Genomic DNA, 22,683 nt, shown 5'->3' on the forward strand with positions numbered 1-22,683 from the left:
AGTTTCTGGGTCCGGCCTGATCGAGTTGCCAGTGTCCGCACGCGGACCAGGAGGAACCGGGCGCAAGCAGCGCGGGTCAGCCGGTGAACGGCCGTATCCAGGGCAGCGTCAGGCGGGTGCGACGATCACTTCCGTGCCGTTGGCCTCAAAAGCAGCCTTGTCCCGCGGCGAGATGCCGGAATCGGTGATCAGCCGGGTGAAGTGGTACCCGTCCATGGTGGCGAAGGCCCGCACGCCAACCTTGGAGGAATCGGCAAGGACGTAGGACACCCGAGCCCTGCTGGCGAGCAGCGCATTGACTGAGGCCTCCCCCTCCCCCGTGTTGGTGGGCCCCACCTCTGGATCGATGCCGTTGACACCGATGAACGCGATGTCCAGCACCACCTTCTGCATGATGATGTCCGTATAGGGCCCCACCAGTTCGTAGGACCTGGGGTTGAGGATTCCGCCGGTGACCATCACCTTGATGTTGGGCCGGACGGCCAACTGGCCCGCGATGTTGATGGCATTGGTCACCACGGTGAGGGTTGGCTGGTTGGATGGGGCGTTCAGGTCCTCCCGCGTGGCCAGGATCTGGGCAAGTGCTGTGCTGGTGGTACCCCCGCAAAGCCCGATCACAGCTCCAGGTCGGATCAGGGCGGAGGCGCACTGCGCGATCTGTTCCTTGGCTTCGGCGTGGTCGTCGCGGTTGTAGCGGCCGGGGAGGTCGTATGCCAGGGCACCGGTGGTGGCGCCACCGCGGGTCCGCGTCAACAGCCGGCGCTTGGCGAGGCTGTCCAGGTCGCGGCGTGCGGTGGCCGGGGAAACACTGAGGGTGCTGACAATCTCGTCGACCTCTACCTGGCCGGTCTTGGCCAGCAGGTCAAGAATTGCAGTCAACCGGTCAGTGCGCGTCATGCAGTTGGGGCCTTTCAATACACCAGCCACCATTCCCTGATGACATTTCCTGATTATAACGCAATAGAAATAATCACGAACAATCACGGCCCGGGATGCATCTACCGTTTCCGGATGCCGGCCCGCCACACAGCGTACGTCAACGGCATGCCCGGGCGGTAAGCGAGATGCGTGGCGGAAGGGGCGTCTATCAGGTGCAGGTCGGCGCGGTGTCCGACGGCGATAGACCCCACAGCGCGTTCACCCTCGGCATCCGCGCCGGTGTCCTTGTGCAACGCCAGGGCCCCGCCGTACGTGCCGGCGCGGACTGCCTCGTGCACGCTCAGATGCATCTGCAGGACGGCCGTCGTCACGCAAAATGCCATCGAGCTGGTGTAGGACGTGCCGGGGTTGCAGTTCGATGCAAGTGCAACTTGCACTCCCGAATCGAGAAGCTCACGGGCAGGGGCCAACGGCTGGCGGGTGGAGAGGTCGCAGGCAGGAAGGCAGGTGGCGACGGTGCCCCGCCCACCTGTTCCGGTGGCGGGGTCCCAGCTGGACCAGGACGCAGCAAGGGCCTTCACGTCCTGCCCGGCGAGGTAATTGACGTGGTCCACGCTGGCGGCCCGGAGTTCCACAGCCAGCTGCACGCCGGGGCCCTCGCCCAGCTGGTTGCCGTGCACGCGCAAGCCCAGGCCCGCATCCCGGCAAGCCATCAGCACCCGGCGCGACTGCTCGGCCGTAAAAGCGCCCTCCTCGCAGAAGACGTCGGCCCACTGCACGTACGGGCGGACGGCGGCGAGCATCGGCCCGCAGACCAGGTCGGTGTACGCTTCGGGGTCCTGGCCGGCGGGAACCAGGTGCGCGCCGAGGTAGGTCACCTGGTCGGCCACCATGGAGGCGATCCGCGCACTCCGGGCCTCGTGCTCCACGTCCAGGCCATACCCTGTCTTGGTCTCGAGGTAGGTGGTTCCCTGTGAGACAGCCTCGGCAACCCTGCCCATGGCCAGGCGGGTGAGGTCGAAGTCAGAGGTAGCGCGCGTGGCGTTCATGGTGACGGCGATGCCCCCTGCGGCGTATGCCTCCCCTGCCATCCGGGCTTCGAATTCGGCAGTGCGGTCCCCGGCGAACAGCAGGTGGCTGTGCGAGTCCACCCACCCCGGGAGCATGGCCCGGCCCCCGGCGTCGACGGCTTCATCAGCTGCGGGGGCGCCTGAGGCGGCACCGATCCACGAGATCCGCTCCCCCTCGACCACCACCGCCGCATCCCTCAGGACCCGGTGCTCCAGGTCCTGGGTCATCAGCTCGGCAATGTTGGTGATCAGGGTGCTCATGGGACCATTCTTCAGCGCCGGATGGACCAACGGGTGGCCGCCAGGGCCTGCGCTGTCCGGGATGCCGGACCCGTTCCCCCTGCCGCCCCGCCCACCCTTGCTTCGCCCTGGCCGGACTGACCGGCCAGGATCTGGTCGGCTGCCAATTCCGCCATGGCCGAGGAGGTCTGGAAGCCGTACCCGCCTTGGCCGGCCAGCCAGTAGAAGCCGGGGGCTTCGGCGTCGAACCCTGCCACCGGCACACCATCGGCCGCTTCAGTGCGAAGGCCCGTCCAGGAACGGCGGATGGCCGTGATTCCCAAGCTGGTAAACGCGTTCAACTTCTCCACCAGGCGTTCCACGTCGCCGGGCCGCGGCCGCGCATCCTCGGGACCGCTGGGTACTGTTTCCGAGGGGGAAATGAGCACATCCTCGCCGTCCGGCCGGAAATAGAACGAGTTGTCAGCGGCAGCCACCATGGGGGTGGCGGCGGGCAAGGGATGGTCGACGGCGGCAATCGCCGCAGTGCGCCGGTAAGGCTGCAGCCCCAGCTTTTCCACGCCGCTGAGTACCGCGAGTTCGTCCGCCCAGGCGCCGGCCGCGTTGACCAGGACACCCGTTTCGAAGCCCTCGGCTCCGGCCCCCACCTGCCACCCGGACCCCAGTCTTTGCGCGGAATGCACGCGGGCGCCCGTGATGATGTCGGCACCGGACGAGGCCGCCCGCTGCCGGTGATCCTCCAGCAGCAGGGGCGCATTACAGCCGAAGGAGCCGGTATCGAGGCCCGCGGCCTCGAAGCTGCCCGGCACCAACGCCGGGCACAGTTCAACCGCGCGGTCCACCGTGATGGGCTGCATGTGACCGCTGGCTTCCGCGGCGACATCCGCCCCAGAGCCCACCAGCATGAAGCTGCGCGGCGTCAGGACCGGTTCGGGCAGGTCGGCGTCGCGGGCCGCGAGCAGCTCAAGGGTCCGCACGGTGAGCTCCTGCACGGCGGGAGGTCCGTAGCTGGGAATCAGCTGCCGGGCGGAGCGGGAGGACGTGTGGTACGCCAGTTCCTGTTCCGCCTCCACCAGCGCAACGCTGCAGCGGCCGGCCAGTGCGGACGCCAGGGACAGGCCGGCGATGCCGCCGCCCACGATCAGGACATCGTAATGTGCTGCCATCGGTCCATCCTGACAGAGTTCCCGTGCGGTGTAACTCCCGTCAGGCTGGTGCTGCCTCGGCACGGCTGGCGACGAAGGCACGCACGCACGCTTCGACGTCGTCCGCTGAGTGTGCGGCGGACAGCTGCACCCGGATCCTCGCGGCACCCCGCGGGACCACGGGGAAGCTGAAGGCGGTGACGAAGACCCCGTGCTGCAGCATCCGGTCAGCCACCTGCGCCGCCATCACAGCGTCCCCGAACATCACGGGCACGATGGCGTGTTCGCCCCGGAGCAGGTCAAAGCCCTCGCCGGCCATGCGCCGCCGGAACAGTTCTGCGTTCTCGAACAGCCGGCGGCGCAGGTCGGCCGAGTTCTCCACCAGGTCCAGGGCCTTGAGGGTGGCGGCAACGATGGCGGGAGCCAGTGAGTTGGAGAACAGGTACGGCCGTGCCTTCTGCCGCAGCATGGCGATGATTTCCCTGCGGCCGGACACATAGCCGCCGGAGGCCCCCCCGAGGGCCTTGCCGAAGGTGCCGGTGTAGATGTCCACCCGATCGGAGACACCTGCGTGCTCCGGGGTGCCCGCACCGGTAGCGCCCATGAAGCCCACTGCGTGGGAATCATCAACCATCACCAAGGCGCCGTACTTCTCGGCGAGGTCGCAGATGGCCTCGAGCGGAGCCAGGTAGCCGTCCATGGAAAAAACACCATCGGTGACGATGATCTTCCGGCGGGCATCCTGTGCCTCCTGCAGGCGGACCTCCAGTTCGGCCATGTCCTGGTTGGCGTAACGGTAGCGGCGGGCCTTGCAGAGGCGGATTCCGTCGATGATGGACGCGTGGTTCAGGGCGTCGGAAATGACCGCGTCCTCGGGCCCGAACAGGGACTCAAAGACACCGCCGTTGGCGTCGAAGCAGCTGGAGAAAAGGATGGTGTCCTCGGTGCCCAGGAACTTCGCAACCCGGGCTTCAAGTTCCAGGTGCAGGTCCTGGGTGCCGCAGATGAAACGGACGCTGGCCATGCCGAAGCCGCGGTGGTCCATGGCGGCCTTGGCGGTGCTGATGATGTCCGGGTGGTCCGCGAGGCCCAGGTAGTTGTTGGCACAGAAGTTCAGCACGTCGGCGCCGGGTCCGCCGATCCGGCCGGCGGTGATGTGGCTGGACTGCGGTGAGCTGATACTGCGTTCGGTCTTGTAAAGCCCGGCCGCGCGGATTTCTTCCAGCTCGTCGCGGAGCTGGTCCTTGATGGACGTGTACATGGGTTTCCTTACCGTCGGGTCTTACAGTCGGGTCCAGTCGAGGACAACTTTGCCGCCCACGCCGCTGCGGGCGATGTCGAAGCCCTTCTCCCAGTCCGCGGCCGGCAGCGTGTCCGTGACCACGGCGGAGATTCCCGCGTGGAGCACGGGGTTGGAGGAGAGCATGGCGCTCATTGCGTACCAGGTTTCGTACATCTCGCGGCCGTAGATGCCCTTGAGCGTGAGCATGTGGGTGACCACCTTGCCCCAGTCGATGGTGATCTCCTGGCTGGGCAGTCCCAGCATGGCGATCCGGCCGCCGTGGTTCATGTTGTCGATCATCTCAGGCAGCGCGGAGGGGTGGCCGGACATTTCCATTCCGACGTCGAAGCCTTCGCGCATGCCGAGCTCACGCTGGGCGTCGCGCACCCGGGTGGTTGAGACATCGATGGCAAGGTCGGCGCCGAGCTGCCGGGCCAGGTCCAGCCGTGGCCGGGAAACGTCCGTGATGGCGATCTTGCGTGCCCCGGCGTGGCGGGCAACGGCGATAGCCATCAGGCCGATGGGCCCGGCGCCGGTGATGAGGACGTCTTCCCCCACCAGCGGAAAGCTCAGGGCGGTGTGCACGGCATTGCCGAAGGGGTCGAAGATGGCGCCGAGTTCGGGCGTGACGGAGGGGTCGTGGTGGACCCAGGCGTTGGTTTCGGGGATCACCACGTACTCGGCGAACGCGCCGTCGCGCTGGACTCCCACGCTGACGGTATGGATGCACATCTGGCGGCGTCCCGCGCGGCAGTTCCGGCAAATGCCGCACACCACGTGGCCCTCGCCGGAGACCCGGTCGCCCACCTTGACCTCGCGGACGTCCTCGCCCACTTCCACCACTTCGCCATAAAACTCATGGCCGGCAATCAGGGGTGCCGCGATGATTCCCTGCGCCCAGGAGTCCCAGGACTGGATGTGCAGGTCCGTCCCGCAGATCCCCGTGGCCACCACCCGGATCTTTACGTCCGCCGGGCCGGCAGCGGGTTCGGGCCGGTCCACGAGTTCGAAGCCGGCGTGGGGGCCGGACTTGTACAGGGCCTTCATTGGCGTCCTTACTGCTTGGCGTTCACTCTGCGGGGTACGTCCTCATTGAAGCCTTGCAAATGCTTTAGCACAACAGAGATCTTCTCAATCGACGATGTAGCTTTCGCTAATGATTAGAGTGGATGCATGGAGATTCATCAGCTGGAAATCCTGAGGGAACTCGGCGCCCTGGGAAGCGTGAAGGCGGTGGCGGATACCCTCATGGTGACGCCGTCGGCAGTGTCACAGCAGCTGGCCCACCTGCAGCGGACAGTGGAGGTGCCGTTGACCCGCAAGGAGGGCCGGAGCCTGGTGCTCACGGAAGCGGGCCAGGTACTCGCGGACGCGGGTGCCGCCGTCGTCAGCGCCATGGCCGATGCCCGCGGTGCGCTGGGCACCTACCATGGCTCCCCCGCCGGCCGGGTGACCGTGAGTGGCTTCCACAGCGCGGGCCAGGCGCTGTTCGCTCCGCTGGCGCGGATGCTGGACCGGCCGGAACACCCGCGGATCGAACTGTCCGATGAGGACGTTGCCCAGCATGACTTCCCTGCCCTCGCCGCCCGCTATGACCTGGTGCTGGCGCACCGCATGGACCACAGTCCCCGCTGGCCCGCCGAACGCGTGGCCGTCATCCCGCTGGCCCACGAACCGCTGGACGTGGCCCTTCCCGCCGGGCACCCACTGGCCCAAAAGGACACGGTCACGGCGGACGACGTCGGCGCCGAGGCCTGGGTGACCAGCCACCCAGGCTACTCCCCCGCCGATGTCCTGTCCGCCGTCGCGGCCGTCTCCAGCCGGGAGCCGAACATTGTGCACCGCATCAACGACTACTCCACGGTGGCGGCTCTGGTGGCGGCGGGCGGCGTGGTGGGACTGCTGCCCAGGTACACCGCCGGGCCGGTCCTCAATCCTGATATCGTCCTGCGCCCGCTGGAGGGCATCAGCACGCGCCGCAGGATCGACCTGCTGGTCCGGCCGGAGAACCTGAAGCGGCGGGCCGTGGTGATGGTGTGCGAAGCTCTGGAGGACATCATGGCAGGGCTGGTGCAACAGTGTTGAGCTAGGCTCCCTTGCCGTTCCCGTTCCCGTTCCCGTGGCCCATGGCCTTGCCGTGGCCGCGTCCCAGCCCAAGGCCGGGGCCGTCACCGGCCCCCTTGACGATCCGTTTGGCCGTCGCCTTGTCGCCGTCTTTGACGCCGGCGACGCGCACGGCATCGCCGGCAGCGATGTCCGCGATGGTTCCGTCCGTCGGCTTAAGCCGCTTGCCGTCGTCGCCCTTTGCTCCTGGGCTTTCAGTTGCGGAGCCGCTTGCCGCAGGGGCAGGAATCCTGGTGATTTTTGTGTCGCCGTTGACCGTGTAGGTCTGGGAGAGGCCGTCCTCGCTCTTGACGGTAATGGCGGTACCGCTCACCGATTCCACGGTGCCGCGCTGTTCCAAGACGGTCTGGAAGCTTCCGTCGGGATTCTTGACCACTCCCTCACTGTGGAGGGACTGGGAACGCTGGGCTTTGCCGGGTTTGTCGTGCCCGGGAGCGTTGCCTGAATTACCCGGCCCCGCAGATGCCGAGGGCGTTGGCGACGGCGTCCCGGTGGCCGACCACGCCAAGGCAGCCCCTGTGCCTGTCAGTGGCAGCGCCACCGCCCCGACCAGCACTGCCTTGCGCATCCTCATTGGTTCCCGGACCACCATGGCTGTTCCTTCCGCACGCCGCCGGGGCACCAGCGCCCCCTGGCATCCAGTGTAAGCGTGATGCGCACGCTCAACCACGGGTACTTTCGGTGAGACCCGCCTGAGTACTTAAAGCCCAACTGGGTCGCAGTTAATGTCGTTTTGGGCCCCCAAAACGACATTAACTGCGACCCAGTTGGGCTGTGATGCTGCTAGACGGTGACGCCCAGCTTCTCCAGGATCAGTTCCTTGACACGGCCGGCGTCGGCCTGGCCCCGGGTGGCCTTCATGACCCCGCCAACAATCGCACCGATGGCCTGCACCTTGCCGGCGCGGATCTTGTCCGCGACGCCGGGCTGCGCGGCGAGTGCGGCGTCGATGGCCTCCAGGAGGGGCCCGTCGTCGGACACGACGGCGAGGCCGCGCTTGTCGACGATCTCCGCCGGGGTGCCTTCACCGGCGAGCACGCCATCCAGCACCTGGGTTGCCATCTTGTTGTTGATCTTTCCGGCCTCCACCATCTGCGCGAGCTCCACGATGGTGGCAGGTTCGACGCCCAGCTGGCCCGGGTCCACGTCGGCGGCCTTGGCGCGACCCACGATCTCGCCCATCCACCACTTGCGCGCCACGGAGGCGGACGCCCCGGCCGCGATGGTTTCCTCGATCTCGTCCAGGACGCCGGCGTTCACCACGTCGCGGAATTCCAGGTCTGAGTAGCCCCAGTCGGCCTTGAGGCGCTTGCGGCGCTCGGCCGGCGGTTCGGGCAGGGTAGCGCGCAGTTCCTCCACCCATTCCCGGGAGGCAACCACGGGGACCAGGTCCGGTTCCGGGAAGTAGCGGTAGTCGTCGGCGTCGGACTTGGCACGGCCCGAGGTGGTGGTGCGGGTGTCCTCGTGCCAGTGGCGGGTTTCCTGGATGACGGGCGCGCCAGAGTCCAGGACCGCGGCGTGGCGCTGGATCTCGTAGCGCACAGCGTGCTCGACGGCGCGCAGCGAGTTCACGTTCTTGGTCTCGGAGCGGATGCCGAACCGTTCGCGGCCGTGCGGGCGAAGCGAGACGTTGGCGTCGCAGCGGACGTTGCCGCGTTCCATCTTCGCGTCAGAGACGCCGAGGTTCTTCACGATTTCCCGGACGGCCGCCACGTAGGCCTTGGCCAGTTCAGGCGCGCGGGAGCCGGCACCCTCAATGGGCTTCGTAACGATTTCCACCAGCGGAACTCCGGCACGGTTGTAATCCACGAGGGAGAAGTCCGCGCCCTGGATCCGACCGGTGGCACCGCCCATGTGGGTCAGCTTGCCGGCGTCCTCTTCCATGTGCGCGCGCTCGATCTCCACGCGGAACACAGTGCCGTCCTCGAGCTCAACGTCCAGGTAGCCGTCGTACGCGATGGGCTCATCGTACTGCGAGGTCTGGAAGTTCTTGGGAGTGTCCGGGTAGAAGTACTGCTTCCGGGCGAAGCGGCAGGACTCGGCGATCTTGCAGTTCAACGCCAGGCCGATCTTGATGGAGGACTCGATGGCCGTCTTGTTGACCACCGGCAGGACGCCGGGCATGCCGAGGTCCACCTCGTTGACGTTGGTGTTTGGCTCGTCGCCGAAGACGTTGGGCGCGGAGGAGAACATCTTGGTCTTGGTGTTCAGCTCCACGTGGACCTCGAACCCCAGGACGGGATCGTACTTCTCCATGGCCTCTTCGAAGCTCAGGATTTCGTCGGTGCTCATTATTTTGCCTCCTGGGTTTCGAGGGTTCCGGCAGCGGCAAGGTCGGGGGCCTGGGCCAGCAGCGGGCCGCCCCACTTGGCCTCAAGCAGCGATTCGAGGACTGCGCCCACGCGGTACAGGCGGGCGTCCTCGCGGGCCGGGGCCAGGAGCTGGATGCCCACCGGAAGCCCGTCCTCGTCCGCCAATCCGCCGGGCAGCGACAGGCCGGGGACGCCGGCCAGGTTCGCGGGGATGGTGGCGACGTCGTTGAGGTACATGGCCAGCGGATCGTCCAGTTTTTCGCCGAGCGGGAACGCCGTGGTGGGGGCGGTGGGTGAAATCAGCACGTCGGCCTGCGTGAAGGCGGCGTCGAAGTCGCGCTGGACCAGCGTGCGGACCTTCTGGGCGGAGCCGTAGTAGGCGTCATAGTAGCCGGCGGACAGGGCGTAGGTGCCCAGGATGATGCGGCGCTTGACCTCGTCACCGAAGCCGGCGGCGCGGGTGGCACCCATGACGCGTTCGATGGTCATGGGCCCCTCTTCGGGGAGGACGCGCAGGCCGTACCGGACGCCGTCGAACTTGGCCAGGTTGGAGGAGGCCTCGGACGGCATGATCAGGTAGTAGGCGCCCAGGGCGTACTGGAAGTTGGGGCAGGAGACCTCGACGATTTCCGCTCCGGCTTCCTTCAGCAGCTCCAGGGCATCGTTGAAGCGGTTCTCGACGCCGGCCTGGTAGCCCTCGCCGTGCAGTTCCTTGATGATGCCGATCCGCAGGCCCTCGACATTGCCGGTCTTCGCAGCGGCGACGAGGTCGGCCAGGGGTTCGGGCAGCGAGGTGGAGTCGCGGGGATCGTGGCCGCCGATGACCTGGTGCAGGAGGGCGGAGTCCAGCACGGTCCGGGTGACCGGCCCGATCTGGTCCAGGGAGGAGGCCATGGCGATGGCACCGTAGCGGGAGACGCTGCCGTAGGTGGGCTTCACGCCGACGGTGCCGGTGACGGCGCCGGGCTGGCGGATGGAACCGCCGGTGTCGGTTCCGAGGGCCAGGGGGGCTTCGAAAGCGGCGACGGCCGCTGCCGAACCGCCGCCGGAGCCGCCGGGGATCCGGTCCAGGTCCCAGGGGTTGCGGGTGGGGCCGTAGGCCGAGTGCTCGGTGGAGGAACCCATGGCGAACTCGTCCAGGTTGGTCTTGCCCAGGATGGGCATCTTCGCGGCACGCAGGCGCTCAACGACGGTGGCGTCGTAGGGGCTGTGCCAGCCCTCGAGGATCTTGGAGCCGGCCGTGGTGGGCTGGCCGATGGTGACGATGAGGTCCTTCACCGCGATTGGAACGCCGGCCAGGTAGTGGAGGGCTTCGGCTTCCGCTCCGCCGGCGGCGCGGATGGCGTCCACCTCGGCGGCGACGGCGAGCGCTTCTTCTGCGTTGACGTGCAGGAACGCGTTGACCTGGCCGTCGACGGCGGCGATGCGGTCCAGGTAGGCCTGGGTGGCTTCCACGGCGGTTACTTCGCCGGCGGCCAGCTTATCGGCCAGCTGCGCGGCGGACAGGCGGATCAAGGTTTCGGCGCTGATGCCGGCGGGGTTCTGTTCAGTCATGGTTATGCCTCATCCAGGATGGCCGGGACCTTGAAACGGTTCTCATCGGAATCCGGGGCGCCGGAGAGTGCCTGTTCCGCAGTGAAGGTGTGTCCCACAACGTCGTCGCGGAACACGTTGGTGAGCGGAATGGGGTGCGAGGTGGCCGGAACGTCGTCCCCGGCGGCCTCGCTGACGGACTTGACCGAATCGACGATGACGGCCAGCTCGCCGGCCATCCTGTCCAGCTCTTCGGCACTCATCTCGATGTGAGCGAGTCGCGCGAGATGCGCGACGTCGTCACGGTTGATCGCAGCCATGGATCTCCCCTGCAAAGTTCGAATTGTTTTCCGATCCAGTCTAGTGGGGAAACGCAGATGCCCGTCTGACATCCCCCAGCGGGCGTCAGACGGGCACCTTCGATGCCCGGTCCGGTCGCGGGGACAGGATCGCAGGCAGCTACAGACTAACCGATACCAATGGCTCCAGTCAGCATGCCGACGCCAAGCATCACCAGGGAGATAACGGCTGTGCGCCACAGGACCTTCTTGTGGTGGTCACCCAGGTCCACCTTGGCCAGCGAGACCAGGAGCAGGATGGCCGGAACCAGCGGGCTCTGCAGGTGGAACGGCTGGCCGGTGATGGAGGCGCGGGCCATGTCGGCAGCGCCTACACCGTAGTGGGCAGCGGTCTCGCTCAGGACCGGCAGTACGCCGAAGTAGAACGCGTCGTAACTCATGAAGAACGTCATGGGGATGCTCAGGACGCCGGTGATGACGGCGGCGGCCATGACCATGCTGACCACGGCCACGATGGACGGCGCGTGCGCAATCAGCTGGGCGCCCTGGTCCTTGACCTTGGGGAAGTTGACCAGCAGTGCGATGGCGGCGCCCACCATGAAGACGAACGGCAGCGGGATGACGTTGGCCACGAGCACCACCATGACGGCAACGGTCAGGGCCAGGTTGAACCAGAACAGCTTGGGGCGCAGGGTGCTGCGGTTGGGATCAAGTGCGGTGTCCGTGAGTCCGGCGCCGCTGTCGTCAATGAGGGTGTCAGTGCGGTCCAGGACGGCCACGGAGGATCCACCCAGGGGGCGGTCGACCGCGGGAGCTGCTCCGCCGGGGTTGCCACCCTTGCGTCCACGGCCGGCTCCCGAAGCGCTGGTTCCCGAAGCACCCGCTGTTGTGCCGCCGTCGAACCCTTTTGCAGTGTCCGGGACACCCCAGATGTCCGGCGCGGTGGCACGGAGGCGGTTGCGCTCCTGCAGGCCCAGCAGCCAGGCGAAGGCGAAGACGACAACCAGGCCGGCCACCAGGGACGGGATCATGGGGACGAAGACGTCGTTGACGTCGATCTTCAGGGTGGTGGCGGCACGGGCCGTGGGGCCGCCCCAGGGCAGGATGTTCATGGTGCCGTTGGCCAGGCCGGCCACGCAGGTGAGGACCACCGGGCTCAACTTGAGGCGGAGGTAGACCGGCAGCATGGCCGCGGTGGTGAGGATGAAGGTGGTGGATCCGTCACCGTCCAGGGACACGGCGGCCGCGAGGATGGCCGTGCCCGGGACAACCTTGGCGGGATCGTTGCCCAGCTTGCGGAGGATGAACTTCACCAGCGGGTCGAACAACCCGACGTCGATCATCAGGCCGAAGTAGATGATGGCGAACATCAGCAGGGCCGCGGCGGAGGTCATGGACTTCATGGAGTCCATTACCATGTCGCCGATGCCACGGCCGGCCCCGGCGAACAGGCCAAAAACAGTAGGGACAATGATCAACGCCAGCACTGGCGTCAACTTCTCCTGTCTTCGCTGGCCGACGACGGCGCAGTGGACATCCAGCTCCGGTACGGCACCACCGGCAGGCCGGAGCACCGCTACGGCCTGCCGGGAAGGTAGCAGGAGAGCCTACGCGCTCTTTTGGGCCACCAGTTCGATCTCGACGAGCATCTTCGGGTCCAGGAACGGCAGCACGTGGACCAAGGAGAGGGTGGGGCGGATCTCACCGAACACCTCGCCGTGGGCCCGGCCGGCCTCTTCCCATTTGCTGATGTCCGTCAGGTACAGCTTGGATTGCACCACGTCCTCGTAGGCAAAGCCGGCATCGGCAAGTACCTTGCCGAGTTTCTGCAGGATGTACTGGGTCTGGGTGTAGAAGTCATCCCCTACGATTCCGTCCTCGCCGCTGGCCGCGGTGGCAGAGATGTAGAGGGTGTTGTCCACCTGGACGGCGCGGGAGTAGCCGAGGGTCTGCTCCCAGACGGATCCGCTGCCGAACGTTTTGCGCATGGGTGGGCCTTTCAAAGCTGGAATGGGTCGCCACCACTGTAGGGCTGCTACAGGTCGCGCCGGTAAACCAGCAGTTTTGTGTCGGTACCGGGTACAAACCAGTCCCGTTCGGGCACCCGCTGGAAGCCGGTCTTGCGGTACAGGCCGTGGGCGCTTTCCCAGTCCTGGCCGGTGGTGAGGGACACCCCACGGATGCCCGGAAGGGTTCTTGCATGGCTGATGATGGCGTCCACCATGGCCCTGCCGGCGCCGCTGCGCTGGACGGCCGGGTCCACCACCAGCATGCGGAACTCCAACTCATCATGCAGTGCGATGTCTGCGTAGGGTTCGCCCGCACGTGCCAGCGTCACAGAGCCGATGACGGTTCCCTGCCGTTCGGCCACCCAGATGGTGGCCTGCCGGGCGCGCGCGCCCACATCCATGATCTTGGCCATGTACGGGTGGGCGGCGTCGTCGAAGTAGCCTGCGGAGAGGTAGGAGTCGCCGGTGATGCGGGCCACGGCGGGGAAGTCAGCCTCGACGGCGGGACGGATGATTAACTGCTGCTGCACCCATCAATGGTAGTGGCGGGCCGGCCCGGGATCCGCCGGAACGGCGCTTACCGTGACCGAACTATCAGAACGGGTGCGGCCCGGCAGTTGGACCTGCCGGGGCAGGCGCCACCGGAGGGGAAGCGTGCCTGCTCAGACGGGGAACTTGCCGGACAGCTCCAAACTGGCGGCGCACGTCCAGGCGTCCAGGCGCTCGTCGTCCGTTGGACCGCCGTCCAGGGGGCTGGTCAGGCGAGGCCTGCGCACCCAGCAGCCCGCTTCCTCGGCGATCAGGGCACCAGCCGAGAAGTCGTGCTCGTTCAGGCCCCGTTCGCCGTACGCGTCGTGGGTTCCGTCCGCCACCATGCACAGGTCCAGGGCGGCGGACCCAAGCCGGCGGACGTCGGCGAAGCCGTCCAGCAGGGTGCCGAAGGCGGCAGCCTGCTCGGACCGGATCCCCGGCTCGTAGCTGAACCCGGTGGCCAGGATTTGTCCGGTGCGGCCGGAGAGGGGCCCGTCGAGCCTGATGACTGCCCCGCGCTCCTCCAGCCACGCACCCTGGCCGCGGGCAGCGTAATACACCCGGCCCAGGGCAGGGGCGTTGACGACGCCGGCCAGCCACACGCCGTCGGCATCTGCAACAGCAACCGACGTGGCGTAGTAGACGATGTTGCGGATGAAGTTGGTGGTGCCGTCCAGCGGGTCGATGGACCAGCGGTAGCCGGTGGGATCGGCAGGCCGGGTGGTTCCCTGTTCCTCCCCGGTGATGCTGTCGCCCGGGCGGGCAGCGGCAATGACGTCCCGCACCGCATTCTCGGCGGCAAGGTCGTAGGCGGTGACCCAGTCCCCCGCCGCCCCCTTGTTGCTCGCGTCCAGGGCGTTGCCGTCCCGGCTGGAAAGGACCTTGGCGCCTGCCGCGGCTGCCTGCTTGGCCACCTCCAGCAGTTCCGAAACCGACGTCATGCGTTCTCCTCAACCGCGGCCGGTACTGCCGCTTCCTCGTTGCCATCCTGGTCCAGACCCGGCGCTCCGTCCGTGGCTGCCGCTGCCGCATCACCCACGGCAGCCGGGCCGCCGTCGAGCAGTTGGCGGAAACCGTCCTCGTCCAGCACGCGGACCCCCAGCTGCTCCGCCTTGTCCAGCTTGCTGCCGGCACTTTCGCCCGCCACCACGTAGCTGGTGTTCTTGGAAACGGAGCCGGCGGCCTTGCCGCCGCGGAGCAGGATGGCTTCCTTGGCCTCGTCGCGGCTGAAGTTGGGCAGGGAGCCCGTGACCACTACCGTGAGCCCTTCGAGGGTGCGCGGCATGGACTCGTCGCGTTCGTCCTCCATCCGCACCCCGGCGGTGGCCCAGCGGTCGATGATCTCCACGTGCCAGTCCTCCGCGAACCATTCCTTCAGCGCGGCGGCGATGGTGGGCCCCACCCCGTCCACGTGGGCGAGTTCCTCCTCGGAGGCTGCGCGGATGCGGTCCATGGAACCGAACGCCTGTGCCAGGGCCCGTGACGCGCGTGGGCCCACGTGGCGGATGGACAAGGCAACCAGCACGCGCCACAGGGGCTGGGTCTTGGCCTTTTCGAGTTCCTTGAAGAGCTTCTGCGTGGTGGCGGTGGGCTTGGACGGCGATTTGGCCGTGCCCTTGCTGAAGAAGTACGGCACCATTTCGTACTCGCCGGTTGGAACGCCTTTGGCTTTTTTCTCCCGGCGGATGCGGACATCGGCCAGGTCCTCGGGGGTGAGGTCGAACAGCCCGGCTTCAGAGGTCAGCGGGGGCACTTCCGGTTCAGTGGGCTGGGTCAGGGCGATGGCCGCTTCCCAGCCCAGGGCCTCGATGTCGAAGGCACCCCGGCCGGCCACGTGGAACACCCGTTCGCGGAGCTGGGACGGGCAGGACCTGGCGTTGGGGCAACGGACATCCACGTCCCCCTCCTTGGCTGGTGCCAGCGGAGTGCCGCAGGAGGGGCAATCGGTGGGCATCACGAAGTCCCGCACCGGCGGGTCCTGCTGGTCCCGGAGGGACAGGACCGGGCCAACGATTTCGGGGATGACGTCCCCTGCCTTCCGCAGGATGACGATGTCACCGATCTTCACGCCCTTGGCTTTCACCACGTCCTGGTTGTGCAGCGTGGCCATTTCCACGGTGGATCCTGCCACCTTGACCGGCTCCATGACACCGTAGGGCGTGACCCGGCCAGTGCGGCCCACATTGACCTGGATGTCCAGCAGTTTGGTGTGCACTTCTTCGGGCGGGTATTTGTAGGCAACCGCCCAGCGCGGAACACGGGTGGTGTTGCCCAGGGCACGCTGCGTGCCGAAATCGTCAACCTTGATCACGATGCCGTCGATTTCGTGGAGCAGCTTGTGGCGCTGGTCCCCGTAGCGCTTGATGAAGCCCAGGACGTCCTCACGGGTCTCCAGCACCTCAAAGTACGGGCTGACCGGCAGGCCCCACTCGTTGAGCAGCGCATACGTTTCCGATTGGCTGCCGGCGTCAAGCCCTTCGCGGGCGCCGATCCCGTGGACGAACATTTTCAGTGGCCGCTTGGCGGTCTCGGCGGGGTCCTTTTGCCGCAATGAGCCGGCCGCCGCGTTGCGGGGGTTGGCCAGCGGTGCCTTGCCGGCTTCAATCAGGGCCTCATTGAACTCGGCGAAGGCTTTGGACGGGATGAAGACCTCGCCGCGCACCTCCATTTCGGCAGGGAAGCCGCCGCCGCGCAGTTCCTGCGGGATCTCCTTGATGGTGAGCAGGTTGTGGGTGATGTCCTCGCCGGTGGTTCCGTCGCCCCTGGTGGCGGCGCGGACCAGCTTGCCGTCGCGGTACAGGAGGTTGACCGCCAGGCCGTCGATCTTGAGTTCGGTCAGCCAGGCTGCCCTGGCGCCGCCGTCACCGATCTTTTCGATGCTTGCTTCGGCCCGGTTGAGCCAGGCCTCGAGCTCCTCCAGGGAGAAGACGTCCTCCAGGCTGTACATCCGCTGGAGGTGTTCCACGGGGGCGAACGCGGCGGAGACCTCGCCGCCCACTTCCTGGGTTGGCGAATCGTTGGCCACCAGTTCGGGGTGAAGTGCCTCGATCTCCTCCAGGCGGCGGAAGAGCGAGTCGAATTCCGCGTCCGACACCAAGGGCGCGTCCTGCTGGTAGTACGCGAACCGGTACTTCCGGACCAGGTCCGCGAGGTTTTCGTATTCTCCGCGGAGGGCTTCGGAGGGGATCGCTTCGGGCTCGTGCGGTGCCGCGGTCCTGGTGGCGGTCTGTTCTGCGGGTCCTGGTCCTGTGCTCACAGACCTATCTTGCCCTACACCTCTGACAGTCACCCGGCGGGGCGGCGTGGCAAGGAGAAACCGGATGCCAGTGCGGGAAGCGCCAGTGCGTGCGTCAGTGCGACCGGAGCCGGTTCCGGTTCCACCATGCAAAGGCGCCGGCGGCAACCCCTACCAGCAGCGCTCCAAGGACGGTGGGCAGGAGCGCGGGCCCGTCCGGGCCCCGGCCGGGGGCCGGGGCAACGGCAGCCAATTGGGTGGGCCGCGCGGACCGGGTGACGGGGCTGTTCCAGTCCTGCCCGCTGGACGGGCCGGTAGGCGGCCGGTAACCGGCAGCGGCCGAGGCCGAGGCCGAGTCAGGGACAGGCTCCCCCGGCGGCGCCTCCGAGGCCGCCGGAACCGCGGACGGGTCAGCCGCCGGAGGCGTGTCGGCCGGGGGCGCCGGGGGCTGGACAGGCGGGCCGGGAGCCTCAGCAGGGGGCGCCGGCTGTGCGGGTTGCGGCGCCGGTTCCCTGGATTTGCGGGGCCGCCCGGTTTGGCCGGCGTCGGGGCTGCTGGCGAGGACGGGCAGGCAGACCAGCCCGCAGTCTGGGGGCGCCTGGGTACCTGAGACGGGTGTGGGCGAGGGTTCCGGGGAGGCAGCGAGCGCCGGCCCGGCTGGGAAGAAGCCAAAGGCCAGGGCCAGGGCAGCCGCTGATGCCGTCGTCGAAACAGCGTAGAGGACCGGTGCGGACGGGGTCATTGCTACCTTTCGATGCGCGCAGCCCCCCACCGCGGCTTTCTGGTGTCCCCGGTAGTCTTCTACAGCTTCATGCGGGGCCGCAAATCCGCGGCAGTGGCGGCCCCACCGTCATCAGGGCTGTTCAGTCCCGGTTTTCGGGCGGGAGCGCCACCTGGATCTTTCGTGCTTTGCCGCGTCCCACCACGTATCCGCGGCCTGGGATGAAGTCCGGACTGACCCGGCCCAGGGAGGTGTTGAGCAGGCTGTCGCCTTCGATGTCCCCCGGGCTGAGGAGCAAGCCCCGCCGCCCCGATTTGAAGGGCTGGGCCAACTGCCAGGCCGAGGACCAGGTGGAAGACTCGGACTCACCCACCACCCATTGATCCGCCTTCAGGGACGCCGTGACCAGCTGTGCCATTCCGGATTCGGCGATGGTGTCGGTGAACTCCGTGAGGCCTTCAATGAAGATGGCCACCATCCCCGGGTTTCCGGTGGAATGCTCTACCAGGTCCTCCACCACCGCGGCTAGGTCGTCCGGCCCCACCACGGAGCGGTTCCAAATGGGGAGGGACGCGACGGCGGACCGGCGGGACCCGAGGTAGATCAGCTCGGTCGCGGGGTTGGACCGGCGCAGGGCGTAGGCCAGGGTCACCAGGGCCACAGTACGCCCGGCGCCGGGCGGGCCCGCCAGCAGCATCGGGCCGCGTGCCATGATCTCCGCCGGCTGCAGGGACTCGTCGTCCACGCCAATGACCGGCAGGTCCGGACTGCCGGCCGGCAGGACATCGAGGTCCACCTGATCGGGCAGCCGCTCGATGCCCGGCGCGGTTTCCAGGCCCTGGCGCAGCATGGCTTCGCTGAGCTTGTGCACTTCGCGGGCCTGCAGGGCCAGGTTCGAGTTGCCGCCGAGGACGGCCAGCTGGACTTCAAGCCCGTCCAGCAGCCCGCGGCCCGGGGGCGATGTGGCGGTGAGGACATCCCTGGGAACGTCCATGGAGATGTAGTCGTCCTCCGAGGAAAGGCGCAGCACCAGCCGGCGCTGGATGGAGGCGAGCAATGACGCGGGGACGGCGTTGGGCCGGTCCCCCGTGACCACCAGGTGGATCCCCAGGGTTCGGCCGTCGGTGGCGAGCTGCAGGAAAATATCCCAGAGCCCGGAGAGCTTGCTGTGCTCGTACGCCTCGCGGAAGGCGGACATACCGTCCACCAGCACGAAGATCCGTTTCTCGTCCGGCCGGTTCGCCAGCTTCCGGTACTCCACGATGGTGGACGACCGCACCTCGGCGAACTGCGCCGATCGCAGCTCGGCGATGTCCCGCAGGAGGCGCAGCAGCCGCCCCACCCGTTCCACGTCGTCGCCGCTGATGATTTCCCCCACGTGCGGGAGCTCTTCGAGCATCCGCAGCCCGGCCGAGCCGCAGTCGATGCCGTACACGTGGACCGGGCCGCCGCGCGGGGTGACCGCGGCAGCAATCGCGATGCCCCGGAGCGCGGCGGACTTGCCGGAACCGCCCGTGCCGTAAATGGCCATGTTGCCGTCCCGATCCGGTTCGTAGAACACGGTGGGCTGGTCCTGGTGCACGGGGTCGTCGGCAACACCCAGCAGCAGCTGTTCGTCAGTGCGCGGGTTGGGCAGCTTGGAGAAGTCGTAGGTCTTGGCCAACTCGTCCAGCCACGGCTTGCGGGGCGGGGCGATGGCCAGGGTGTCGGCGGCCCGGACGATGTTGGTGGTCATCCTGGCGATGTCGTTGGGGCCGGCGGGTTCGGCAGCCACCGGCTTGTCAGGGGCCGGCGCCTCCCATCTGGGACCGGAGCCGAAAGCCATCTCCACGATGTCGATCTGGGGCCGCTGTGGCCTGTCCGTGGTCCAGCCGCCGGCGTAGCCGGTCTGGAACCCCTGGACGCGGCCGGGTCCGGTCTTGGCGGCGCCGCGGCCCGGGATCGCGGGATCGAAGTAGGCCGCGTCCGGAACTCCGAGGATGTCTGTGGCGTCGTCCTCATCGGCCATGCGCAGTGCCACGCGGAGGTTGGTGTTCGCGCGGAGGTTGTCCTTGATGACCCCTGCCGGCCGCTGGGTGGCCAGGATAAGGTGCAGGCCCAGGGAGCGGCCCCGGGCGGCCACGTCCACCACCCCGTCCACGAACTCGGGCACGTCGTTGGCCAGTGCGGCGAATTCGTCCACGATGATGATCAGGTACGGAGGGGCGTCCGGGTCTGCCTCCCGCTGCAGGGCCAGCAGGTCCTTGGCCTTCTTCCGGTTCAGCAGCTGTTCGCGGTAGTGGAGCTCGGCGCGCAGGGAGGTGAGGGCGCGGCGCACCAGGTGCGGGGAAAGGTCGGTGACAAGACCCACGGTGTGCGGAAGGTTGATGCAGTCGGCGAACGCGGCGCCACCTTTGTAGTCCACGAACAGGAAGCTGACGCGGTCAGGGCTGTAGGCCGCGGCCATACCCATCACCCAGGACTGCAGGAACTCGGACTTGCCGGCACCGGTGGTGCCGCCCACCAGGGCGTGCGGCCCCTCGTTCTTCAGGTCCAGGTACAGCGGCTCGATCCCCTTGGACCCCACCAGGGCGCGGAGCGTGCCGTTGTCCTTGCGGTTGGCCACGGCGGTGGCGTGCACGGAGTTGTTTTCCGTCCAGCGTTCGGCCACGGCCTGGGGATTGTCGAGGAAGTCCTTGCCGATCAGGGTTGCGTAGGAGACCGCGCGCGGCAGGTCGGAATCGTCGTTGACCGGCTTGCCCACGTCAACGACGGGGGCCAGCATCCGGGCCAGCTGGGCCGCGAGCTCCGCGTCCACGCTTTCGCAGCTGACCGGGTAGGTGTGGCGGCCCAGGCGGACCTGGCCGGTGGTGGTGCCGTGGTCGCCGTCCACCACCATGAAGTCGCGGCAGGCGGCCGGCAGCGCCTGGATGTCGGTGGCCACCCACAGGATGTGCACTCCGGAGTCCGGGCCCCGCTCGGCCAGCCGGGTGAGGCGGCCGCGGTCCACCGGGGCGTCGTCCTCCACGATGACCAGCACGGACGGGAGGACCGGCTCCTCGAGCTCATGCTTCAGCGGATCGATCCCGGGTCGGAGGTCCGGGCCGGACCGCTTGGCCGCCGCTTCGCGGGCCTCCACCAGGTCCTCGAGCCGGGCCAGCAGGGAGGAGCCGCCGGCGGACCCGGCGGCAAGGTGGTCCCCGCCGAGGGGGCTGTGGCCCGAGCCCACGTGCGGCAGCCACTGCAGCCAGTTCCAGCGCTCCCGGGATTGGGCGGAGGTGATGGCGGTGAGGACCACTTCCCCCGGGGAATGCAGGCCCACCAGCTGCAGCACCATGCCGCGGGCAACATCGTCCACCAGGCCGCGGGCGCCGGCGATGCCCAAGGCGCCGGAGGTGCGCAGCTGGGAAACCAGGGGGACGCCTTCGATTTCGCTGAACTGCTTGATGCAGTCCTGGATTTCGCGGGCGTACTGGACCTCGGTGTCGTTGGTGGAGGGTTCTTCAAGCGGGATGCGGGAAGGTGCGGTCCCCAGGCCAAACCGCAGGCCCAGGAACGACGAGTGTTCGGGGCGGTGCGTCCACAGCAGGGGTCCGAGCTTGTAGATGGCGTCCACGGTGTCGCTGACCGACGGCGCTTCCTGGAGCCGGACGGCGCGTTCCACCTGCTGCAGTTCGGTGAGGTCCTGCCGGAAGGCGGCCATCGAGGCGCGGAACTGCTTGAGCTGTTCCTTCTGCTGCTTCCGGGTCCGCATCTGCTGGTCCACGTAGTGGCCCACGATGAACAGGGGCATCATCAGCATGAACACCATGGAGAGCACATTCTGCGTGACGGCGAAAATGACAGCACCCATCATCAGCGGTGCGATCAGCATAATGTACGGGAAGGGCTGGTCCTCGGGGCGTTTGGGCCCGGCGGGCAGGACCCGCTTGGGCACCTCGAAGCGGGGTACCACCCGCGGGGAGCGGTTGAAGTCCACCAGGGGCGACGTCGGCGCTGCCGCATGGTTGTGCCCCAGCGGCACCACGGTGACCGTGGTGTCACCCAGGGTCACCGTGTCGGAGGAGTTCAGGATGGCGCGGGTCACCGGCAGGCCGTCCATGAGGAGGCCGTTGGCGGAGTTGGTGTCAACGATCTCGACGCCCTCGGCCACCGTGATCCGGGCGTGCCGCTTGGAGGTGAGCGGGTCCGTCAGCCGGATGTCCACGTCCCGGTCCCGGCCGATATAGCTGGTGCCGGTGGGCAGCGAAAATTCGCGGCCGGCGTCGGGCCCTGACAACACCCGAAGGGTTGCGGCAGCCGGCCCCCGGTTGGCGCCAGGTTCGTGGAACTGCCCGCTGGCCTGGGCCAGCGATACCACCGAGCCGGGGCGCAGGCCTGATTCGAGGAGGTTGTCCTCCCGGGCCAGGATGTTTCCACTGATGCCGGCGCCCACGAAGGCTTCGTCGATCCGCAGGGAAAGGTTCTCCGGGGCAGCCGTGCCTTTGCGGTCCGGGTCCGCGGCCCACAGCACGGTGGCGATATCGGCCACGGTGGCCAGGCCGTCCACGGTGACCGCCAGGTCCTTGGCGTCGGCGGGTTCGCGGCGAAGTGTCAGCCGGATCCTCATCCTTCGTCCACGCCCCTCATCTTTTCCAGCAGGTACAGGTCATCGGGCGTCACCAGGTGGGTGGTGACGGCGTGCTCCACCAGCCTCGCGCGGCGGTTGGTGGCAAGCTTTCCGCCGCCGCCGCGCAGGCCCGCTACCCCCACCCGGTTCAGCTTGTCGCAGACGTTGTCCAGCTTGCGGTTGAAGCGCGTCAATGCCCAGCCCAGGGTTTTCGCGGCGGCCGCGGAGGATGGGATGGCACTGAAGCCGGTGCCCTCGCGCCGAAGCACGGGCTCTGCGAGCGCCACGATCAGCGCCTTCTGCGCGTCCGTGAAGACCACGGGGCCGATGGTGGTGTCACCGCTGCCGGCGCCTTCCCTGGCCTCCTGCCGGAAGGACGGCGTTTTCAGGTGTACGGCGAACTCGTAGGTGGTGGGACCGGCCGTGAAGATGATGTTGGTATGGCTGAACACCAACGGAATCCGGGCACCGGGCGACAACCAGGCCTGCATGCCGCCGGAGGCGTCAGCCACTGTGGCAGAGAGCATGCTGCCCACGTTGCTGAGCCACCAGATGCCGTCATAACGGGCCACCTGCAGGAACTGCCGGTGCAGGTACGGGTTGTCATCCACCTCAAGGTCGCCTTCGCGGCCGATGTTGAAGATGTCCTCATCCGATGGCTCATACCATTCGCCACAGAAATCTATAGCTAGATCCCCCATGATCTGTGCCTCCT

At 67.7% G+C, this 22,683-nt stretch carries 19 protein-coding genes and 1 pseudogene; 3 read left to right on the plus strand and 17 right to left on the minus strand.

Going from position 1 to position 22,683, the window contains the following annotated elements:
- Positions 1–108: 108 nt before the first annotated feature.
- From IEW19_RS00840 to tdh, 5 genes are all read right to left on the minus strand, one after another.
- Positions 109–897, minus strand: a complete 789-nt coding sequence (locus IEW19_RS00840) for a DeoR/GlpR family DNA-binding transcription regulator (protein ID WP_188569788.1) — start codon at positions 895–897, stop codon at positions 109–111.
- A 101-nt stretch (positions 898–998) separates the two neighbouring features.
- Positions 999–2,210 (minus strand): amidohydrolase family protein, encoded by a 1,212-nt coding sequence (locus tag IEW19_RS00845; protein WP_188569789.1) that lies wholly within the window; start codon positions 2,208–2,210, stop codon positions 999–1,001.
- A gap of 11 nt (positions 2,211–2,221) precedes the next feature.
- Positions 2,222–3,355 (minus strand): NAD(P)/FAD-dependent oxidoreductase, encoded by a 1,134-nt coding sequence (locus tag IEW19_RS00850; RefSeq protein WP_188569790.1) that lies wholly within the window; start codon positions 3,353–3,355, stop codon positions 2,222–2,224.
- Between the two features lie 40 nt (positions 3,356–3,395).
- Positions 3,396–4,595 carry a glycine C-acetyltransferase gene (locus IEW19_RS00855; protein WP_188569791.1) on the minus strand — a complete coding sequence of 400 codons (1,200 nt, stop codon included), beginning with the start codon at positions 4,593–4,595 and terminating at the stop codon, positions 3,396–3,398.
- 21 nt (positions 4,596–4,616) lie between these two features.
- On the minus strand, positions 4,617–5,663 hold the full coding sequence (gene tdh, locus IEW19_RS00860; RefSeq protein WP_188569792.1) for an L-threonine 3-dehydrogenase: 1,047 nt from the start codon (positions 5,661–5,663) through the stop codon (positions 4,617–4,619).
- A 126-nt stretch (positions 5,664–5,789) separates the two neighbouring features.
- On the opposite strand from tdh, the gene IEW19_RS00865 reads away from it, so the two are divergent.
- On the plus strand, positions 5,790–6,701 hold the full coding sequence (locus IEW19_RS00865; RefSeq protein WP_188569793.1) for a LysR family transcriptional regulator: 912 nt from the start codon (positions 5,790–5,792) through the stop codon (positions 6,699–6,701).
- A gap of 1 nt (position 6,702) precedes the next feature.
- Here IEW19_RS00865 and IEW19_RS00870 read toward each other — a convergent pair whose 3' ends face one another.
- Positions 6,703–7,116, minus strand: coding sequence for a DUF5666 domain-containing protein (locus IEW19_RS00870; RefSeq protein ID WP_229748236.1), 414 nt, complete (start codon positions 7,114–7,116; stop codon positions 6,703–6,705).
- 61 nt (positions 7,117–7,177) lie between these two features.
- Between IEW19_RS00870 and IEW19_RS23275 the strand changes: the two genes are divergently transcribed.
- Positions 7,178–7,387: a hypothetical protein gene (locus IEW19_RS23275; RefSeq protein WP_229748237.1), complete on the plus strand. Its 210-nt coding sequence runs from the start codon at positions 7,178–7,180 to the stop codon at positions 7,385–7,387.
- Between the two features lie 136 nt (positions 7,388–7,523).
- Here IEW19_RS23275 and gatB read toward each other — a convergent pair whose 3' ends face one another.
- The 4 genes from gatB to IEW19_RS00890 all read right to left on the minus strand — a co-directional run bounded on the left by gatB (position 7,524) and on the right by IEW19_RS00890 (position 12,425).
- Entirely contained in the window at positions 7,524–9,032 is a 1,509-nt protein-coding gene (gene gatB / locus IEW19_RS00875; protein ID WP_188569794.1) for an Asp-tRNA(Asn)/Glu-tRNA(Gln) amidotransferase subunit GatB, read from the minus strand.
- A complete protein-coding gene (gene gatA, locus IEW19_RS00880) occupies positions 9,032–10,606 on the minus strand; it encodes an Asp-tRNA(Asn)/Glu-tRNA(Gln) amidotransferase subunit GatA (RefSeq protein ID WP_188569795.1) in 1,575 nt (524 codons plus the stop codon). The genes gatB and gatA overlap by 1 nt, the downstream gene beginning before the upstream one ends.
- A 2-nt stretch (positions 10,607–10,608) precedes the next feature.
- Positions 10,609–10,905 (minus strand): Asp-tRNA(Asn)/Glu-tRNA(Gln) amidotransferase subunit GatC, encoded by a 297-nt coding sequence (gene gatC, locus IEW19_RS00885; RefSeq protein ID WP_175319340.1) that lies wholly within the window; start codon positions 10,903–10,905, stop codon positions 10,609–10,611.
- A gap of 146 nt (positions 10,906–11,051) precedes the next feature.
- Positions 11,052–12,425 (minus strand): CitMHS family transporter, encoded by a 1,374-nt coding sequence (locus IEW19_RS00890; protein ID WP_188570011.1) that lies wholly within the window; start codon positions 12,423–12,425, stop codon positions 11,052–11,054.
- Between IEW19_RS00890 and IEW19_RS23280 the strand changes: the two are divergent.
- Positions 12,378–12,482 (plus strand): annotated as a pseudogene (locus IEW19_RS23280) (two-component system response regulator); the annotation flags it as partial. The gene IEW19_RS00890 and the pseudogene IEW19_RS23280 overlap by 48 nt on opposite strands.
- A gap of 9 nt (positions 12,483–12,491) precedes the next feature.
- Here the strand turns inward: IEW19_RS23280 and IEW19_RS00895 are convergent.
- The 7 genes from IEW19_RS00895 to IEW19_RS00925 form a co-directional block, all read right to left on the minus strand.
- Complete coding sequence (locus IEW19_RS00895; RefSeq protein WP_188569796.1) at positions 12,492–12,872, minus strand: RidA family protein; 381 nt, start codon at positions 12,870–12,872, stop codon at positions 12,492–12,494.
- A gap of 47 nt (positions 12,873–12,919) precedes the next feature.
- The gene (locus tag IEW19_RS00900; RefSeq protein WP_188569797.1) at positions 12,920–13,423 is read right to left on the minus strand and encodes a GNAT family N-acetyltransferase; all 504 of its coding nucleotides are present in this window, start codon (positions 13,421–13,423) and stop codon (positions 12,920–12,922) included.
- Positions 13,424–13,555: 132 nt separating this feature from the next.
- Entirely contained in the window at positions 13,556–14,365 is an 810-nt protein-coding gene (locus IEW19_RS00905) for an inositol monophosphatase family protein (RefSeq protein ID WP_188569798.1), read from the minus strand.
- Entirely contained in the window at positions 14,362–16,680 is a 2,319-nt protein-coding gene (gene ligA, locus IEW19_RS00910) for an NAD-dependent DNA ligase LigA (RefSeq protein ID WP_188569799.1), read from the minus strand. The genes IEW19_RS00905 and ligA overlap by 4 nt, the downstream gene beginning before the upstream one ends.
- Before the next feature lie 94 nt (positions 16,681–16,774).
- Complete coding sequence (locus tag IEW19_RS00915; protein WP_188569800.1) at positions 16,775–17,401, minus strand: hypothetical protein; 627 nt, start codon at positions 17,399–17,401, stop codon at positions 16,775–16,777.
- 121 nt (positions 17,402–17,522) lie between these two features.
- Positions 17,523–21,968, minus strand: coding sequence for a type VII secretion EssC family protein (locus tag IEW19_RS00920; RefSeq protein ID WP_188569801.1), 4,446 nt, complete (start codon positions 21,966–21,968; stop codon positions 17,523–17,525).
- Positions 21,965–22,669: a hypothetical protein gene (locus IEW19_RS00925; protein WP_188569802.1), complete on the minus strand. Its 705-nt coding sequence runs from the start codon at positions 22,667–22,669 to the stop codon at positions 21,965–21,967. Before IEW19_RS00925 ends, IEW19_RS00920 begins: the two co-directional genes overlap by 4 nt.
- Between the last annotated feature and the right edge of the window lie 14 nt (positions 22,670–22,683).

Source organism: Arthrobacter liuii, from assembly GCF_014639275.1.
GTDB classification, from domain to species: Bacteria; Actinomycetota; Actinomycetes; order Actinomycetales; family Micrococcaceae; genus Arthrobacter; species Arthrobacter liuii.

Bases quoted from the DNA above. Each gene is read 5' to 3' on its own strand.
- IEW19_RS00840 (WP_188569788.1), bottom strand. From the start codon at position 897: ATGACGCGCACTGACCGGTTGACTGCAATTCTTGACCTGCTGGCCAAG.
- IEW19_RS00845 (WP_188569789.1), bottom strand. From the start codon at position 2,210: ATGAGCACCCTGATCACCAACATTGCCGAGCTGATGACCCAGGACCTG.
- IEW19_RS00850 (WP_188569790.1), bottom strand. From the start codon at position 3,355: ATGGCAGCACATTACGATGTCCTGATCGTGGGCGGCGGCATCGCCGGC.
- IEW19_RS00855 (WP_188569791.1), bottom strand. From the start codon at position 4,595: ATGTACACGTCCATCAAGGACCAGCTCCGCGACGAGCTGGAAGAAATC.
- tdh (WP_188569792.1), bottom strand. From the start codon at position 5,663: ATGAAGGCCCTGTACAAGTCCGGCCCCCACGCCGGCTTCGAACTCGTG.
- IEW19_RS00865 (WP_188569793.1), top strand. From the start codon at position 5,790: ATGGAGATTCATCAGCTGGAAATCCTGAGGGAACTCGGCGCCCTGGGA.
- gatB (WP_188569794.1), bottom strand. From the start codon at position 9,032: ATGAGCACCGACGAAATCCTGAGCTTCGAAGAGGCCATGGAGAAGTAC.
- gatA (WP_188569795.1), bottom strand. From the start codon at position 10,606: ATGACTGAACAGAACCCCGCCGGCATCAGCGCCGAAACCTTGATCCGC.
- gatC (WP_175319340.1), bottom strand. From the start codon at position 10,905: ATGGCTGCGATCAACCGTGACGACGTCGCGCATCTCGCGCGACTCGCT.
- IEW19_RS00895 (WP_188569796.1), bottom strand. From the start codon at position 12,872: ATGCGCAAAACGTTCGGCAGCGGATCCGTCTGGGAGCAGACCCTCGGC.
- IEW19_RS00905 (WP_188569798.1), bottom strand. From the start codon at position 14,365: ATGACGTCGGTTTCGGAACTGCTGGAGGTGGCCAAGCAGGCAGCCGCG.
- IEW19_RS00915 (WP_188569800.1), bottom strand. From the start codon at position 17,401: ATGACCCCGTCCGCACCGGTCCTCTACGCTGTTTCGACGACGGCATCA.
- IEW19_RS00920 (WP_188569801.1), bottom strand. From the start codon at position 21,968: ATGAGGATCCGGCTGACACTTCGCCGCGAACCCGCCGACGCCAAGGAC.
- IEW19_RS00925 (WP_188569802.1), bottom strand. From the start codon at position 22,669: ATGGGGGATCTAGCTATAGATTTCTGTGGCGAATGGTATGAGCCATCG.